Genomic DNA, 14,019 nt, shown 5'->3' with positions numbered 1-14,019 from the left:
TACACGGACGTCATGTGGATCCAAAACAACGCGCCGTCGGACATCGGCCCGGCTCGGCTCGGCGTTTGGTGGATCGACGAGGGTCCCCCGGTCCGGGCGGATATCGTCGTGATGCCGCACTGGGACGGGGAGTCCTCCCACTACGAAGTCACCCTGGGCGAGACCTTCCCCGTGGGCGACGAGACCTGGCGCTTCGCGGACGTCGACATGGAGAGCGCCGACGAGTGGCAGGTGATCGTCCGACGGGTCGACGACAACGAGGTGATGACGCCACCAACCGGCCATGTCTGGAAGGGGGTGAAGCTGCGGCCCTACGGCCAACTGGACGAGGCGCAGTTGCTGGCGGTCGAGGCCGAGCTTGGCGCTCAGCTGCCCGCGAACTACCGGAGGTGGCTGGGGCAGAACAACGGGGCGCAGCCCGAGGTCGAGCACCACGTTCCCGGCCTGCCGTTCGCGCTCATCCCGGAACGCCCCCTGCTCGGCGTCCACCCGCAGTACCCCCCGTTCGACCTGGTGCACGCGCAGCGTGTACACCGGGATCCCTGGCTCTCGCCGGACCTGCTGGTCATCGCGAACCTCTCCGGCGGTCTCCTGGTGCTCACGCTGCGGGAGCGCGACGAGGAACGGGAGGGTATCTACTTCCTGCCGGACACCGCCCTGGGCGGGCCGATGGGTCCCGCGGGTGCTGCGGCGCGTGAACGGCACCTCGTACCGATTGCCCGCTCGATCGGCTATTTCCTGGGCAAGCTGACCCCAATCGAGCTGCCCGACCTGCCGCCAGTGCAAATGATCTGGCCCGGTGAGCCCGGCCACTCCCAGCACGAGGATCAACAGCGATGACGACGACGCAAACCGCGCAGGCAATCCTGCTGCCGGTCGGGCAGTTCTTCGGCACCTTCCACCCGGTGGCCGGCTCGGCCGAGCGTTATCACCGGGTCCGCCTCGGCGACGAGGTGTGGGAGCTGGACGACCAGCGCTTCACCCTGTGGGCGCTGGCGCACGGCACCGGCGACCGACCGGCCGAGCAGCCCTGGACGGTGCCGGCGGTATCCGAAGCGGCGGCGAGCCAACTGCCGGGCGTCGACAGTGCGTCGTTGCTGCACGGGCTGCTGGCCGAAGGGCTGGTCGTCGAGGTCGCCCCCGGCGAGGCGGTGGAGTTCGCTCGCCGGCACCGGGTCGGCGCCCGCATGCTCGGGTTGGGCAACAGCGCCGAGCAACCCTGGCTCTGGTCGATCGGCTTCTTCGAGCGCCCGGTGGTGAGCGTCACCCGCACGGTCTACGACCTGTGGGAGCGGTGCCCGTCCGGGGAGAGCCTGTGGACTATGTGCCAGGCGCTCGCCGACGAGGAACGGGAGGCCGGCGGTACCGAACCGGAACTGGTCGACCCGGAACGGCTGCTCACCTCGTTCCTCTACACCGCCCACCCCCTGCTCAGGGCCAGCGTCGTCTACCTGGACCCGCTGCCGTGACCGATACGACGAGGAATCCCGCGATGACCGCTTCGCTGATCCTGCCGGTAGGGTGGTACACCGGGGAGTTCCACCCGGCCGTCGGCGCCCCGGTGAAGTACCACTCGCTGAGCATCGGCCGCCTCTCGGTGACCATCGAGGACCCGAAGGCCTTTGCGGTCTGGGCCGCGGCGCACCGCCCCCTCGACCGGCCCGAGGCGACCTGGGACCGGGCTGCGGTTAGCGAGGCGGCGATGCGGCTCGGCGTGACCCACCCGGACCGGATCGTCGCGGAGTTCCTGGAGGACGGCCTGCTGGTGGAGGTCACGCCGGACGCACCGGACGTTGAGGACTTCGCCCGCGCTCATCGGGTGCAACCGCTGATGGTGTCGCTGGGCAACACCCCGGAGGATCCACTGCGCTACGGCATCGGTCTCTTCGGTACCGCCCCGGTGCTGCGGCTGCCGGCGCTGGCGCACGACCTGTGGCAGTGGAGCAGCGTGGGCGCCAGCCTGTGGGACGTCTGTCAGGTCTTCGCCGACGCCGGCGCGGAGGCCGAGGTGGCGGACACCCGCGAGCACGACCCTCGGCACCTGCTGCGTGAGTTCCTGGCCGTGTTGCCCCTGCTGGTCGGCGCGAACGCCGCCTGCCTGGACGAGGCCCGCCGGTGAGGACCGCCGCATCCAGGGCCTGGCGGGCCTGAGGGGTTGCTATCCCGGTCGCGGGTCGCGCCGACTCAGACCGCCTGCGGCAGCATCCCGGCGTACGCGGCGCGGACCGCGGCGAGCCGGTCGCGCCGGAAGCGCCCCGGCTCCCGCCGGTGCAGATCGCGTCCCTGCTCGGTGGTGAAGGCGGCGGCGGGCACCACGTCCTCGCCGGGCGGGACGAACTTGAGCACCTCGTCCAGGGCCGCGACGGCCCGGATCAGCGTGGCGCGGGCCCTCTGCGCCGCGTCCCCGGTCGCCACCTCTGCCGGCACCGACCTGGCGTACCCGTCGGCGACCCGGAGCCACTCGCCGGGATCGAGCAGGTGCGACGGCTCGTCCCCGCCGTAGCGGAAATCACCTGCGGGAGCCACGGCGGGCTCGGCCGGCAACCGGAAGACGAATTCGCGTGGCTGGCCGCAGGTGGGACAGGCGCCGGTGTAGCGGGCGGCCAGGTCACCGTCCTCGAGCGCCACGACCGCGCTCTGCCGGGGGAACCGCGTCTCCCCGCAGGAGCAGGGCCGCAGGTCCATGTAGAGGTGCGCCTCCGCGTTCGTGCGACTGGGGGGCAGGATCATGCGCTCCACCGTACCGATCCTTCGCCCTTGCCGACCGCCCCGCGCGGTGGCGCCCATGCGTCGACGAGCGATCGCGGCCAGTTTCTGGCACCGTGAGTACGGCGCGACGTGTTGCCGAGTGCCGGTGACGGCCGTATCGAGGGGGTTACGTGGACTTCACGCTGTCGACGCGGCAGGGGCGGATCGGCACCGTGGTGGAGGTCGTCGGCGACCTGGACATGAGCACCACGCCCGAGCTGAGGGACCAGTTGCGCCTGCTGGCGGAGAGCGGGGTCCAGGTGGTGGTGGTCGACCTGACCGGCGTCGGTTTCCTGGACTCCAGTGGCCTGGGCGCGCTCGTGGTCGCCTACAAGGACCTGCGGGAGCGGGGCGGTTCGCTCGCCCTGGCCGGGGTCGGTCGTTCGGTGCGTACGGTGTTGTCCATCACCTCGGTCGACCGGGTCATCGACGTCTTCGACACGGTGGACGACGCCGAGGAGGCGGCACGGGTGGTGTCGTGACCGCCCTCCCTAGGGGAAGGTGCTGGCGCGGGAGGTGTCCGCGCCGGCAGTGCTCGACCGCGATCCCTCGCCCCCGTACCAGTCGATGATGAGCAGTGTCGCGTCGTCGGCCAGGACCGGTCCGGCGATTGCCAGCACCGCGTCGGACAGCGCCCGCACCGCCTCGCGTGGGTGCAGGTGGGAGATGCCGAGCAGGGCGGCGGGCAGGTCCAGGTCGGCGGCGTTGCGTTCACGCATCCCGTCGGTGACGATGACCAGCCGGTCACCGGGCAGCAGGGACACCGCGCCGCTGCGGTAGCCCTCGTCGGGAAACATGCCCAGCGGGAAGTTGGCGGGCAGTTCGAGCGGCGTGGCCCGGCCGTCCCGGACCAGCATCGGCGGAACGTGCCCGGCGTTGAGTAGCTCGCACCGCCCGGTCGCCAGGTCGATGCGGCCCAGCACGGCGGTCACGTAGGCGCCGCGTACGTTGGCGTGCTCGGCGACGGCCCGGTTGGCCCCCTCGGCCTGTTGGATCAGGCTGTCCCCGCGGCGGCGGGTGTTGCGCAGGCTACCCACACCGAGGGTGGCGGTGAGCGCGCTGGCCACGCCGTGGCCCATCGCGTCGGTGACGCTGACGTGCAGCACGTCGCGGGCCACGCTGTAGTCGAAGGTGTCTCCGCCGATGCTGGCGGCGGGTTCCAGCCAGCCGGAGAGCGCGAACGAGCCGGCCTCGCAGGTGAACGAGGCGGGCAGCAGGCGGCGTTGGATCTCGGCGGAGAGAGAGAACGGGGTGCTGCGTTGACCCCATTCGAACAGGTCGGTGTGCCGACGGTTGGCGATGACCACGAACGCCAGCGCGTGCGCGGTGCGGGCGATCTCCGCGACCGCGGCGGTGTCCGGCTCGTCGGGCAGGTCGATCTCCAGCAGGCCGATGGCCTCGCCGCGCTCGGTGACGGGTGCGAGCACCGTCCAGTGGCCGTCTCCGGGAAGCACCAGGGTGGTCTGCTGGCGCAGTGCCCGCTCGTAGGGCCCGCCGTCGAAGGGGAAGACCTGGGCGGCCTCCGTGCCCTGACGCCGATCGGGGCGGCCGATGATCGTCTGGTGGGTCAGCCGGACCAGTGCCCGGCCACTGAGGTCGGCGATGAGCAGCGAGACGCCGAGCGCGCCCAACGCCGTGGCGACGGCGCCGGTGACCGCCTCGACAGCCTCGACCGGAGCGGCCTCCTCGGCCGACTGGAGCATCCCGGCCAGCACGGCCTGATCGTTGTCCTCCACCCGTCGAGCATAGGCAACCACCGGACCCGCCGACATGGTCTGCCGGCGGCACGGTCCGTCGACCCTTCCCGTCACGGCCACCGGACGACTGCCGGCCGCTCAGGTGAGCGGCCGGCAGCCAGGAACCGGGTACGAGTCCTCGTCCGGAGGCCGACGGGTCAGCCTCGGATCCCCTGTGCCGAAGGCCGGCGACCCGGGACCTACCGTTGCCCTCCCGCGACGGTCGCAGGGTTCAGCTGCGGCTCCATCGTTGGTTGGCCCCGCCGTTGCAGTCCCAGATCTGGATGCGCGTGCCGTTGGCCGTACCGCTGCTGACCACGTCCAGGCAGCGGCCCGAGCCAACGCCCGTGATCGAGCCGTTGGCGTTTACCGACCACCGCTGGTTGGACTGGCCGTTGCAGTCCCAAATGATCACCGAGCTGCCGTTCGCGGTGCCGGCGCCGTTGACGTCGAGACACTTTCCGCCGAAGACGCGCAGCTCCCCGGCGGCGGTCGCGGTCCAGCTCTGGTTGCTCTGACCGTGGCAGTCCCAGATGATCGCCGCCGCGCCGTTGGCCTGCGAGGCGCCGTTGACGTCCAGGCACCGTCCGGAGGCCGCGTTGCGCAGGGGCGACGTGCCGCCCGGCGGCGGGGTAGTCGGGCTGCCGGTGGGCGACGTGGTCGGCGACGTGGTCGGGGTCGGTGTCGGATCGGTGCTGCCGAACTGGGTGAAGAACCTCCACACCTCGCCCTTGGTCCAGGTCCGGACGCCGCTTTCGCCGCCGCCGTCCACCGGGCCGGGGCCGTGCCCACCGTCGAAGGCGGCCCACACCACCGGATAGCCGGATCGGCAGCCGGAGTAGGTGGTGGTGATGTGGGTCAGGCTGCCCGCTCGTGGCTCGGGCGGGTTCTGCGCGGTGCAACCGTTGTTCCGGACGAACCTGTCCCGCAGGGACCGTCCGGCGGAGATGTTGAGCACCGAGTCCCCGAGGCCGTGGATACCCATGTACGCGATCGGCTGGGTGCCGCCGCTGCACCCGCTGAGCTGCCCGCCGGAGTAGACCGCGACGGCGCGGAAGACGGTCGCCCGGGAGCAGGCAAGCGAGTAGCTCATGCCTCCGCCGTAGCTGAAGCCGAGCGCGAAGAGCTGCGTGGTGTCGACGCACAGGTCAGCCTCGATCAGGCTGATCATGTTGTCGACGAACGTGACGTCCTGGCCGTTGGGGTTGGCCCAGCCGTTGCCGTTGCCCTGGGGGGCGACGAAAATGGTGCTGTTGTTCGCCTGCTGCCGCAGCCCGTAGTAGGACCAAGCCGCCCCGTCCGACCCGCCACCGTCGACGTCGCCGGCGGTGCCGCCGTTCCAGTGGAACCCGAAGATCAACCGGTACGGGTGGTTCCGGTCGTAGTTGTCCGGGATCCGCAGGATGAAGCTGCGGTTCTGGCCGCTGCTCTGGATGGACCGCTGACCGCTCGTCAACGTGGGCGCCTTGCCGCACCCGGCGGTCGCCGCGGCCGGGACGATGTCCGCTGCCGACGCGGTGGTGCCCAGGCCGCCGGCCAGTGCCCCCGCGCTCACGGTCACGACGACAGCCGCGGCCGTTGCCAGAAGACCAAGGATGGGTCTACGTCTTGTCATGATGAGGCTCCCGCCACTCGACACGAACTGACTTAGGCGCAGGGGTCCACGGCGACACCCACGCCGCTATGACGCGCCACTCCCGTCGCCCCCGCCGACCGCACTCCTGGCGGAGGAAACCCTGGAGGACGCGATGTGCCCATGGCGCCCGGCCGGCTCATCGCCAGAGGTTCCCGCGGCTGGCCCGCCGCCCACGCGGGACCAGTTGGTCGATGAATCGTCGGCGACGGACACCGTGGTTGCCCGAACACCAACGGTTGACCGCCGGACGGTGCCGGAGCGCCCGGCCAAACATCGAATCAATTCGCCTCGACGCTAGATCGCACAGTGAAATATGTCAATGCCGTGTCCGGCGGGTTGCGGCCTGGAGGGAGCCTGGGTAGGGCCTGCCCCACCGGCGGCCTTCCCGCTCACTGGCTGTCACCTGGACGGCCCATTTCCTAGCGTTGCAGGAGAGTCCTCCAACACAACTCCTGTCGCTCCGGAGGTGGCCAATGAACCCTTCCATCGAAGACCCGCCCGCCAGGAACCGAGCACCAGCCGGTACGCCCTCCCGGATCGTCGACGTCGACGCTCTGCGCGCCGTGGCGCTGCTCCTCATCCTGATCGTCAACATCGCCTACTTCGCCGACGGCTATTCCTTTCAGCTGGTTCCGGATCCCGCCCACGACTCGTGGGGTGACCAGGCGGTCCGCTGGCTCGTCGAGGCGCTCTTCGCGATGAAGGCGTACCTGCTCTTCTCTTTTCTGTTCGGTTACAGCTTCACGCTCCAGCTCGATTCCGCCGCACGGCGCAACGTCGATTTCGCCCCACGATTCCGGCGACGACTGGCCGGGCTCTTCGTGCTCGGAATCCTGCACGCGGTGCTTCTGTTCCACGGCGACATCCTGACCACGTACGCATTGCTCGGTCTGATCCTGCTCGCCATGCGGCGAGTCGCCGTCGGGACCGCGCTGCGTACCGCCGTACTGGTGACCGGCGGGATCGGCTTCGTCCTCGCGCTCGCCGCCACCGGCGGGGTGCAGCTGGTCACCGATCCGGCGACGGCACTCGCGGCCGGGCAGCGGTCGACCGAGGCACTGCAGGGTGGGTTCGGCTCGGTGATCGCCGAGCACGTACGCCAACTGCCGGCGATGTTCGGCGCGCTCCTCGTGCAGGGGCCGCTCGCCTTCTCGGCCTTCCTCTTCGGTTATGTGGCCGGGCGGCGCAAGCTCCTCGCCACCATTGGCGAGAACCGGCAGCTCCTGCGCCGGGTGCAGCAGGTGGGCTACCCGATCGGCCTGGCCGGTGGCGTCATCTTCGCCTCGGGCGGGGGCACCGCCAACCTGACCGGTCTGACGGCGGGCGTGCTCACCGCGCCCCTGCTCGCGGCGGCGTACGCGGCCAGCGTGCTCCAGTTCTTCAGGAGTGACCGGGGGCGGCGGGTCGTCGCCGTGCTCGCGCCGGCCGGACGGATGTCCCTGTCGAACTACCTGGGTCAGTCGCTGCTCTGCGTGCTGGTGTTCACCGGAGTTGGTCTGGGCCTCGCCGGCAGCGTCGCACCCGCGGTCGTCGTCCTCATCGCGGTCGCGATCTACGGTGTGCAGCTTGCCGTCAGCGCGGCGTGGATGGCGCGGTTCCGGTACGGGCCGATGGAGTGGGTGTTGCGGGCCTGGACCGAGCGGCAGTGGCCGCCGTTGCGGGCGACCGACCGCAGCCCGGTACTGCATCGATAGGTCTCCACGTCTTGGCAGCGACGCGTGCCTCCGCTACCGTCCATGGGAACGCTCCCACACACTTGGAAACGTCTATGTGACCAGGAGGCAACACGTCGTGGCTATCCTCTCCTCGCTCCGCCGCAGATCGGTGGCCACCAGCCTGGCGGCCGTCGCGGGCGCCACCGCTGTCGGCGTCTGCCTCACCGTCGGCAGCGCCTCCGCGGGCACGCTGTCCGGATCGCTCTACCGCGACCCGAGTTCGGCAGTCGTACGCTGGGTCGCCGCCAACCCCGGCGACTCGCGTACCGCCGTCATCCGCGACAAGATCGCGAGTCAGCCGCAGGCCCGCTGGTTCGCCAACTTCAACCCCTCCACGGTGCAGTCCGAAGTGTCCGGGTACATCGGCGCGGCCAACGCGGCGCAGCAGATCCCGGTGCTGGCGGTGTACGAGATCACCAACCGGGACTGCGGCGGGGCCAGTGCGGGTGGGGCGCCGGACCTCAACCAGTACCAGACGTGGGTGTCCAACTTCGCCCGGGGACTGGGCAACCAGACGGTCATCATCATCCTGGAAACCGACTCGCTCGCCCTGCTGACGTGCCTGAGCAGCGCCGAGATCAACGCGCGCAACCAGGCGATCTCGACGGCCACCCGGACCATCAAGTCGGGCAACCCCAACGCCAAGGTGTACCTCGACGCCGGGCACTCCACCTGGAACAGCGCGGGTGAGACGGCCAACCGCCTCCGGGCGGCCGGCGTGCAGTACGCCGACGGCTTCTTCAGCAACGTGTCCAACTACAACTCCACAGCCAACGAGGCGAACTTCGGCCGGGCGGTCATCTCTTCCCTCAACGGCATGGGCCTCTCGGGCAAGCGCCAGGTCATCGACACCAGCCGCAACGGCGGTGCCAGCGGCGACTGGTGCGGTGACGACAACAGCGACCGGCGCATCGGGCAGTACCCGACGACGAACACCGGCGACAGCAACATCGACGCGTACCTCTGGGTGAAGCCGCCGGGGGAGGCCGACGGCTGCCGCTACACGGCCGGATCGTTCCAGCCCGACCTGGCCTACAGCCTGGCCAACGGTGTGCCCAATCCGCCCACCACCGCCCCGCCGACCACGGCTCCGCCGACCACGGCTCCGCCGACGACCGCTCCGCCGACCACGGCTCCCCCCACCACCCCGCCGCCGACCGGTAACGGTTGTTCGGCGTCGGTGGCGGTCAACCAGTGGTCCGGCGGCTTCACCGCGAGCGTGACGGTCACCGCCGGATCCGCGGCCATCAACGGCTGGACCACGACCATCACGCTGCCCAGCGGCGCCGCGGTCACCGGCGTCTGGAGCGCCCAGGCCAGCGGCACCAGCGGCACCATCAGGTACACGCACGTGAGTTACAACGGAAGCGTCGGCGCCGGACAGTCGACCAGCTTCGGCTTCCAGGGCACCGGCACTGGTCCGGGCGCGTCGGCCATCTGTGCGGCCAGCTGACCCCACCCGATGTCACGAGCCCGGTGCGGAGGACCTTTCCGCGCCGGGCTCGTGCGCGTCCTGCGGTACGGGCCGGCCGGTGCCGGAATGACGGCCGGGCCCAATGGGCGTGAAGGACTCGTCGACTCAGTTGCTCCGGTGCACGGACTCAAGCAGCAGCTACGGATTGTCCGACCGGTGGTAGGTCGGGATGGCGACTGCCGGTTTCCCGGTGTCGGCTTCTCCCTCTCCGGGACGTCTCGTGGCAGGCGAGCAGCGCGAACGCCGCGGCCGTCAGCAGGCCACCGAACAACGGGATGACGCGTACCCCGAACGTCGCCAGCAGGCCCGCACCGATGAGCGAGCCGGCGGCGAGGCCGACGTTGAACGCGACACTGAGGCTGGCCGATGCCATGTCGGTGGTCGACGGGGCCACCTGCATGATGCGGTGCTGGATTCCCGCGATCAGCGAGCTGAAGGACATCCCCGCCACGGCGAGCAACGGGATCGTCAGTGCCTTGCTCGCTCCCACCCCGTAGAGGCCGAGCATCGCGGCGGTGATGAGCCCGAGCAGGCCCAGCACGACACCGATCGGGAACCGGTCCAGGACCCGGCCGACCGCCCAGGTGCCGGCGACGCCGAACGAGCCCTGGACGAAGAGCAGCAGGCCGAGGGATGCGGCGGCGAACCCGCTGACGTCGAGGAGGAAGACGGTCATGTAGGTGAACGCGCCCATGGCGCCGGTGACCGCGAGGATGGTGGCGACGAGGAGCACGACGAAGCGGGGCCGATCCGGCATGGGTCCGAAACTGCCCGCACTCTCTTGCGCCGTGTCGCGCGGCAGGAGAAGGACGACCGCGATGCAGGTGACGAAGCCGAGGATGGCCATCGCGAGGAAGGCGGCCCGCCATCCGGCCTGCCCGCCCAACCAGGTGCTCAGCGGTACGCCGAGGACCGGGCCGAGAGCGTTGCCGATCGACAGTCGAGCCACGATGCGGCCGCGGATGTTCGCGGGGAACATCGAGATCGCTACGGGGAACACCACCGCCCAGAAGACCCCGTTGGTGGTGGCGGACACCAGCCGCGCGGCGAGCAGCACCTCGTAGGAGGTCGCGAAGGCCGACACCGTCGTCGCCGCGGCGAACACACCGAGGGAGCCGGCGAGCAGTGGGCGCCGGGGCAGTCGCCGAGTGACCCGGGTCAGCGGGAGCGCCACAATCATGACCACCACGGCGTACCCGGTCACCAGCAGACCGGCCTCGGATCTGGAGCGGCCCAGGTCTGGGGCGATCAGCGTGAGCAACCCGATCGGCAGCACCTCGGTGGTGACGTAACAGAAAGTGGCGGCGGACAGCGCGGCGAGGGCATAGGCCGCGCGTCGTTGGTGCGCCATTGGCTACCTCCCAGATCCTGGACAAGGCGTAGCGGGAAACAGCCAGGCAGGCGGTACGCGGGAAGCCCTCGATCATCTCGATGGCATCACTCATCGCTGCTGCACGGGCGTGATTCCAACAAAACGGGTTTTGAAGGTAGCATAGACAGTCGGAAATTCCTCGCCGTGGCATGGGCCGACGCCGTTCTCCAGAGTGGTCGTTCACCGGGCTCACCGCGCTCACCCGGCTCTACTCCAATCGGCCGCAACCGCCCCGGAGGGCTTAGATGGTAGCCTCTCGGCATGCCCCTCGATGTGTGCCAGCTACCGTTGGTTGGTGGGCACCCTGTGCTCGATCTGGTCAACACACGTGAGCGAGGGGGCGCGTCGCCGCACGACTTCCTGTCCGACAGCTCCGCTCTGCTGCGCTGGTCGGTCCGGGTGGGCGTGATCAGCGACGCGGAGGTCGACGAGATTGGCCGTGCGTGGCGCGACGAGCCCGCGGCGGCGCACGCGGGAGTGGTCGCCGTCCGGGACATTCGTGAGGCGCTGCATCTCGTGCTGCTCGCGACGATCACCGACGCGGACGCGGGCACGGCAGGTGACCCGGTCGCGGCCGGAGCCGCGTTGGTCGCACTCCATCAGCGCTGGTCCGGCGCTGCCGCCCGAGCGAGATTCGTGCTCGACTCGTCGCGGGTGCGGCTGACCTACGGCACGGTGCCGGCCATGGTGGTGCCCGACCGGATCGCCGCGGCAGCCCTCGATGTCATGCTGACGGCCGACCTGACCCGGGTACGCCGCTGCCCGGTGCTCGAGGGCGGTTGTGGCTGGCTGTTTCTCGACCGGAGCCGCAGCGGTTCCCGCCGTTGGTGCCGCATGGCCGACTGCGGTAACGCGGTAAAGGCACGACGGCTCACCGAACGTCGCCGTGCCGCCCGGACAGCCGGCCCGTAGGCAGTGACGAAGGGTGGCGGGTCAGCGGCCTGTCGTGCCGGTGGACATCCTGGCTCAGCCGCTCTCGTCGACGAACCTGTAGTAGCTCATCCGGAACCGTTGCAACAGGGCCTGCATGAACTCCGGACCGGCCTCCGGCGGCGGCCGCTCCGCGAAACCGCGCCCTGCCGGATCGCCGCCCGACCTCCACCTCGGCCCGACCGCCTTGTGTGGGGTGGGGTTGGCGGCTGGTCCACATCCCGGGTGGTCCTTGTCCATATCGGACGCTCGGTCGGCGGCTCGGTAGGGATAGCCCTACCCCGTAGACGAGTGCCAGCATGATCGGTATCCGGCCGCCGTTTCGGAAGGCTCGGGGTATGCACCTGACCCGCCCGATGCGCATGCTGGTCGCCGGGGTTAGCGCTGGGGCTTTGGCGCTCGTTCCTCTCTCGGCGGCCTCCGCGGCGCTCGTGACCCGGGATTACCCTGCCGTGGCGCCGGCGGGAGCACCGGCCTCCGAGCTAACCGGTATCGGGCAGCTGGTGGACCAGGTCGTCTCGACCCAGTTGGCACGGGACCGGATCCCTGGCGCTGCGGTCGTCGTCGTAGCCGGCGGAAAGCAGGTCTTCGCCAAGGGATACGGCGTCTCGAACGTCCCCGCCCGAACGCCTGTCGATGCGGCCTCGACCGTGTTCTTCACCGGCTCGGTGGCCAAGATCTTCACGGCGACGGCGGCCGCGCAGCTGATCCACCAGGGCAAACTCGATCCGAGCGCCGACGTGAACACGTACCTCAAGGCCTTCAAGATTCGCGACACCTACCCCGGGCACCCGGTCACGGTGGCGGATCTGCTGACCCACACGGCGGGCTTCGACGACGACCCGCGGGGGGTCGCCGTGGCCGACCCCGCAGCCGTGCCGGCCCTGGGGGAATACCTCGCCGCGCACCAGCCCCACCGGGTCCGCCCGCCGGGAACCCTGGCGCGATACGACAATTACGGCGTCGCACTGGCCGGATATCTGGTGCAGGTCGTCTCCGGCCAGCCGTTCGCACAGTACGTCCAGGACCACGTCTTCGGACCGCTGGGGATGAGCGGCACGACATTCGTTCAGCCGCATCCGGCCGCGATCCAGGCGCACGTGGCGGTCGGCTACCGTCCCGTAGGTCGCGGTCAGGTCCGCGAAAAGGGCCAGTACGGCGCGTGGTCACCGACCGGGGCGGGCACGGTGGCCACCGCGACCGACATGGGCACGTTCATGATCGCCCAGATGGCCGACGACCCACGGCTCGGCGCGGGCGTCGCCCAATCGCTGCGGCAGCAGCACTTCACGATGGACCCGCGTCTGCCGGGGATGGGCTGGATGCTGCAGCAGGCGCCGCGCAACGGACAGCCGCTGCTGTTCAAGAACGGCGACGTCCCGGGCTTCCACGCCAATCTCGCGATGCTGCCCGACCAGAAAATCGGGATCTACGTGGTCTACAACGGCGACGGGACGAACGGCGTCGCGAGCTGGAGCGGCAGGGACCTCATCCACCAGATCGTCGACCGCTACGTCCCGGACACGAGTCCAGCACCGAAGGCGGTCAGCGGGATCGACACGTCCGGTCTGGCGGGAAACTATCGGGTCAACCGCATCAGCCACACCCAGGTGACGAAGGTGGTGGCGCTGCTCTCGACGGTCACCGTCGCCGTGGCCCCCGGCGGCTCGCTGACCACGAGCGGTCTGTCGTTGAATCCGAACGCGGGCGACCAGCACTGGTACCCGATCGGCACGGGACTGTTCCAGGAGCAAGCCGGCCAGGCTCAGATCGCCTTCGACGGCAAGGGCAATTTGTTCATGTCGGACGACCCGACGGTCGCCTTCACGAAACTGGCCTGGTATTCGTCGCCGACCCTGCACCAGATCATGCTGGGGGCCGGCGTGATGGTCCTGCTGGTGGCGTTCCTCTGGCTCCCGATCCTGGCGTTGGTACGACAGCGGAAGGGCAGGCCGGCGCACTCGCGCTGGGCGCAAGCGGCGCGGGTAGCAGCGTGGCTCACCGGCGGACTGACGACGGTATTCATCGGCTGGCTCGCCGTGCTGGCGTCAGACATGAACGCCCTCACCGAATCGGTCGTGCTCGGCTCGGTGGTGCTGACGGTCCTGCTGTCCCTGAACGCAATAGCGGTGGCGACAACGGCGGTGATGATCGCCGGCACGGGAGCGGCGTGGGCCAGGCGATGGTGGACCGTCCAGGGCCGAATGGCGTACACGATCACGACCGTCGCTGCCATCAGCTATCTGATGGTGGCCTTCACCTACAACCTGATCGGAACCCCCATCGGCTGAGGGCGCAGGGCACACGCCGCAGCTCACCCGATCACCGGGCGGCACCGCAAGGTGGCTGAGTCGCTGCCTGGAGAGATTGCCGACGTGGCTCAGCCCGCAACGGGGCAGACGGACCGG

12 protein-coding genes are annotated in these 14,019 nt (G+C 70.1%); 8 read left to right on the top strand and 4 right to left on the bottom strand.

The features are described from left to right. The first annotated feature begins 12 nt into the window (after positions 1-12). The 3 genes from AB0O48_RS04225 to AB0O48_RS04215 are packed head-to-tail and all read left to right on the top strand — an operon-like array spanning position 13 to position 2,119. The gene (locus AB0O48_RS04225) at positions 13-840 is read left to right on the top strand and encodes a DUF6406 domain-containing protein (RefSeq protein ID WP_365062850.1); all 828 of its coding nucleotides are present in this window, start codon (positions 13-15) and stop codon (positions 838-840) included. Next, positions 837-1,469 (top strand): hypothetical protein, encoded by a 633-nt coding sequence (locus tag AB0O48_RS04220; RefSeq protein ID WP_357240961.1) that lies wholly within the window; start codon positions 837-839, stop codon positions 1,467-1,469. The genes AB0O48_RS04225 and AB0O48_RS04220 overlap by 4 nt, the downstream gene beginning before the upstream one ends. A gap of 23 nt (positions 1,470-1,492) precedes the next feature. Continuing rightward, a complete protein-coding gene (locus AB0O48_RS04215; protein ID WP_365062848.1) occupies positions 1,493-2,119 on the top strand; it encodes a hypothetical protein in 627 nt (208 codons plus the stop codon). Between the two features lie 65 nt (positions 2,120-2,184). Here AB0O48_RS04215 and AB0O48_RS04210 read toward each other — a convergent pair whose 3' ends face one another. Then, entirely contained in the window at positions 2,185-2,730 is a 546-nt protein-coding gene (locus tag AB0O48_RS04210) for a hypothetical protein (RefSeq protein ID WP_357240965.1), read from the bottom strand. Positions 2,731-2,879: 149 nt separating this feature from the next. Here AB0O48_RS04210 and AB0O48_RS04205 point away from each other — a divergent pair, with 149 nt between their 5' ends. Further along, positions 2,880-3,230, top strand: coding sequence for an STAS domain-containing protein (locus AB0O48_RS04205; protein WP_357240969.1), 351 nt, complete (start codon positions 2,880-2,882; stop codon positions 3,228-3,230). A 9-nt stretch (positions 3,231-3,239) separates the two neighbouring features. Here AB0O48_RS04205 and AB0O48_RS04200 read toward each other — a convergent pair whose 3' ends face one another. Together AB0O48_RS04200 and AB0O48_RS04195 are read right to left on the bottom strand one after the other, a co-directional pair. Continuing rightward, positions 3,240-4,484 (bottom strand): PP2C family protein-serine/threonine phosphatase, encoded by a 1,245-nt coding sequence (locus AB0O48_RS04200; protein ID WP_365062846.1) that lies wholly within the window; start codon positions 4,482-4,484, stop codon positions 3,240-3,242. Positions 4,485-4,716: 232 nt separating this feature from the next. Further along, entirely contained in the window at positions 4,717-6,099 is a 1,383-nt protein-coding gene (locus tag AB0O48_RS04195) for a lectin (RefSeq protein ID WP_357240975.1), read from the bottom strand. A gap of 494 nt (positions 6,100-6,593) precedes the next feature. Here AB0O48_RS04195 and AB0O48_RS04190 point away from each other — a divergent pair, with 494 nt between their 5' ends. Continuing rightward, on the top strand, positions 6,594-7,814 hold the full coding sequence (locus AB0O48_RS04190; RefSeq protein WP_357240978.1) for a DUF418 domain-containing protein: 1,221 nt from the start codon (positions 6,594-6,596) through the stop codon (positions 7,812-7,814). A gap of 97 nt (positions 7,815-7,911) precedes the next feature. Then, a complete protein-coding gene (locus AB0O48_RS04185; RefSeq protein WP_365062843.1) occupies positions 7,912-9,288 on the top strand; it encodes a glycoside hydrolase family 6 protein in 1,377 nt (458 codons plus the stop codon). 148 nt (positions 9,289-9,436) lie between these two features. On the opposite strand, the gene AB0O48_RS04180 is transcribed toward AB0O48_RS04185, so the two are convergent. After that, positions 9,437-10,660, bottom strand: a complete 1,224-nt coding sequence (locus tag AB0O48_RS04180) for an MFS transporter (RefSeq protein ID WP_357240984.1) — start codon at positions 10,658-10,660, stop codon at positions 9,437-9,439. Between the two features lie 282 nt (positions 10,661-10,942). Here AB0O48_RS04180 and AB0O48_RS04175 point away from each other — a divergent pair, with 282 nt between their 5' ends. Then, entirely contained in the window at positions 10,943-11,593 is a 651-nt protein-coding gene (locus tag AB0O48_RS04175) for a CGNR zinc finger domain-containing protein (RefSeq protein ID WP_357572065.1), read from the top strand. A 356-nt stretch (positions 11,594-11,949) separates the two neighbouring features. Further along, complete coding sequence (locus AB0O48_RS04170; RefSeq protein WP_357572066.1) at positions 11,950-13,902, top strand: serine hydrolase domain-containing protein; 1,953 nt, start codon at positions 11,950-11,952, stop codon at positions 13,900-13,902. Positions 13,903-14,019: the final 117 nt, after the last annotated feature.

It is taken from the genome of Micromonospora sp. NPDC085948, assembly GCF_040686315.1.
In the GTDB taxonomy this organism is placed as follows: Bacteria; Actinomycetota; Actinomycetes; order Mycobacteriales; family Micromonosporaceae; genus Micromonospora.
This window is presented reverse-complemented; position numbering and strand designations above follow the sequence as displayed.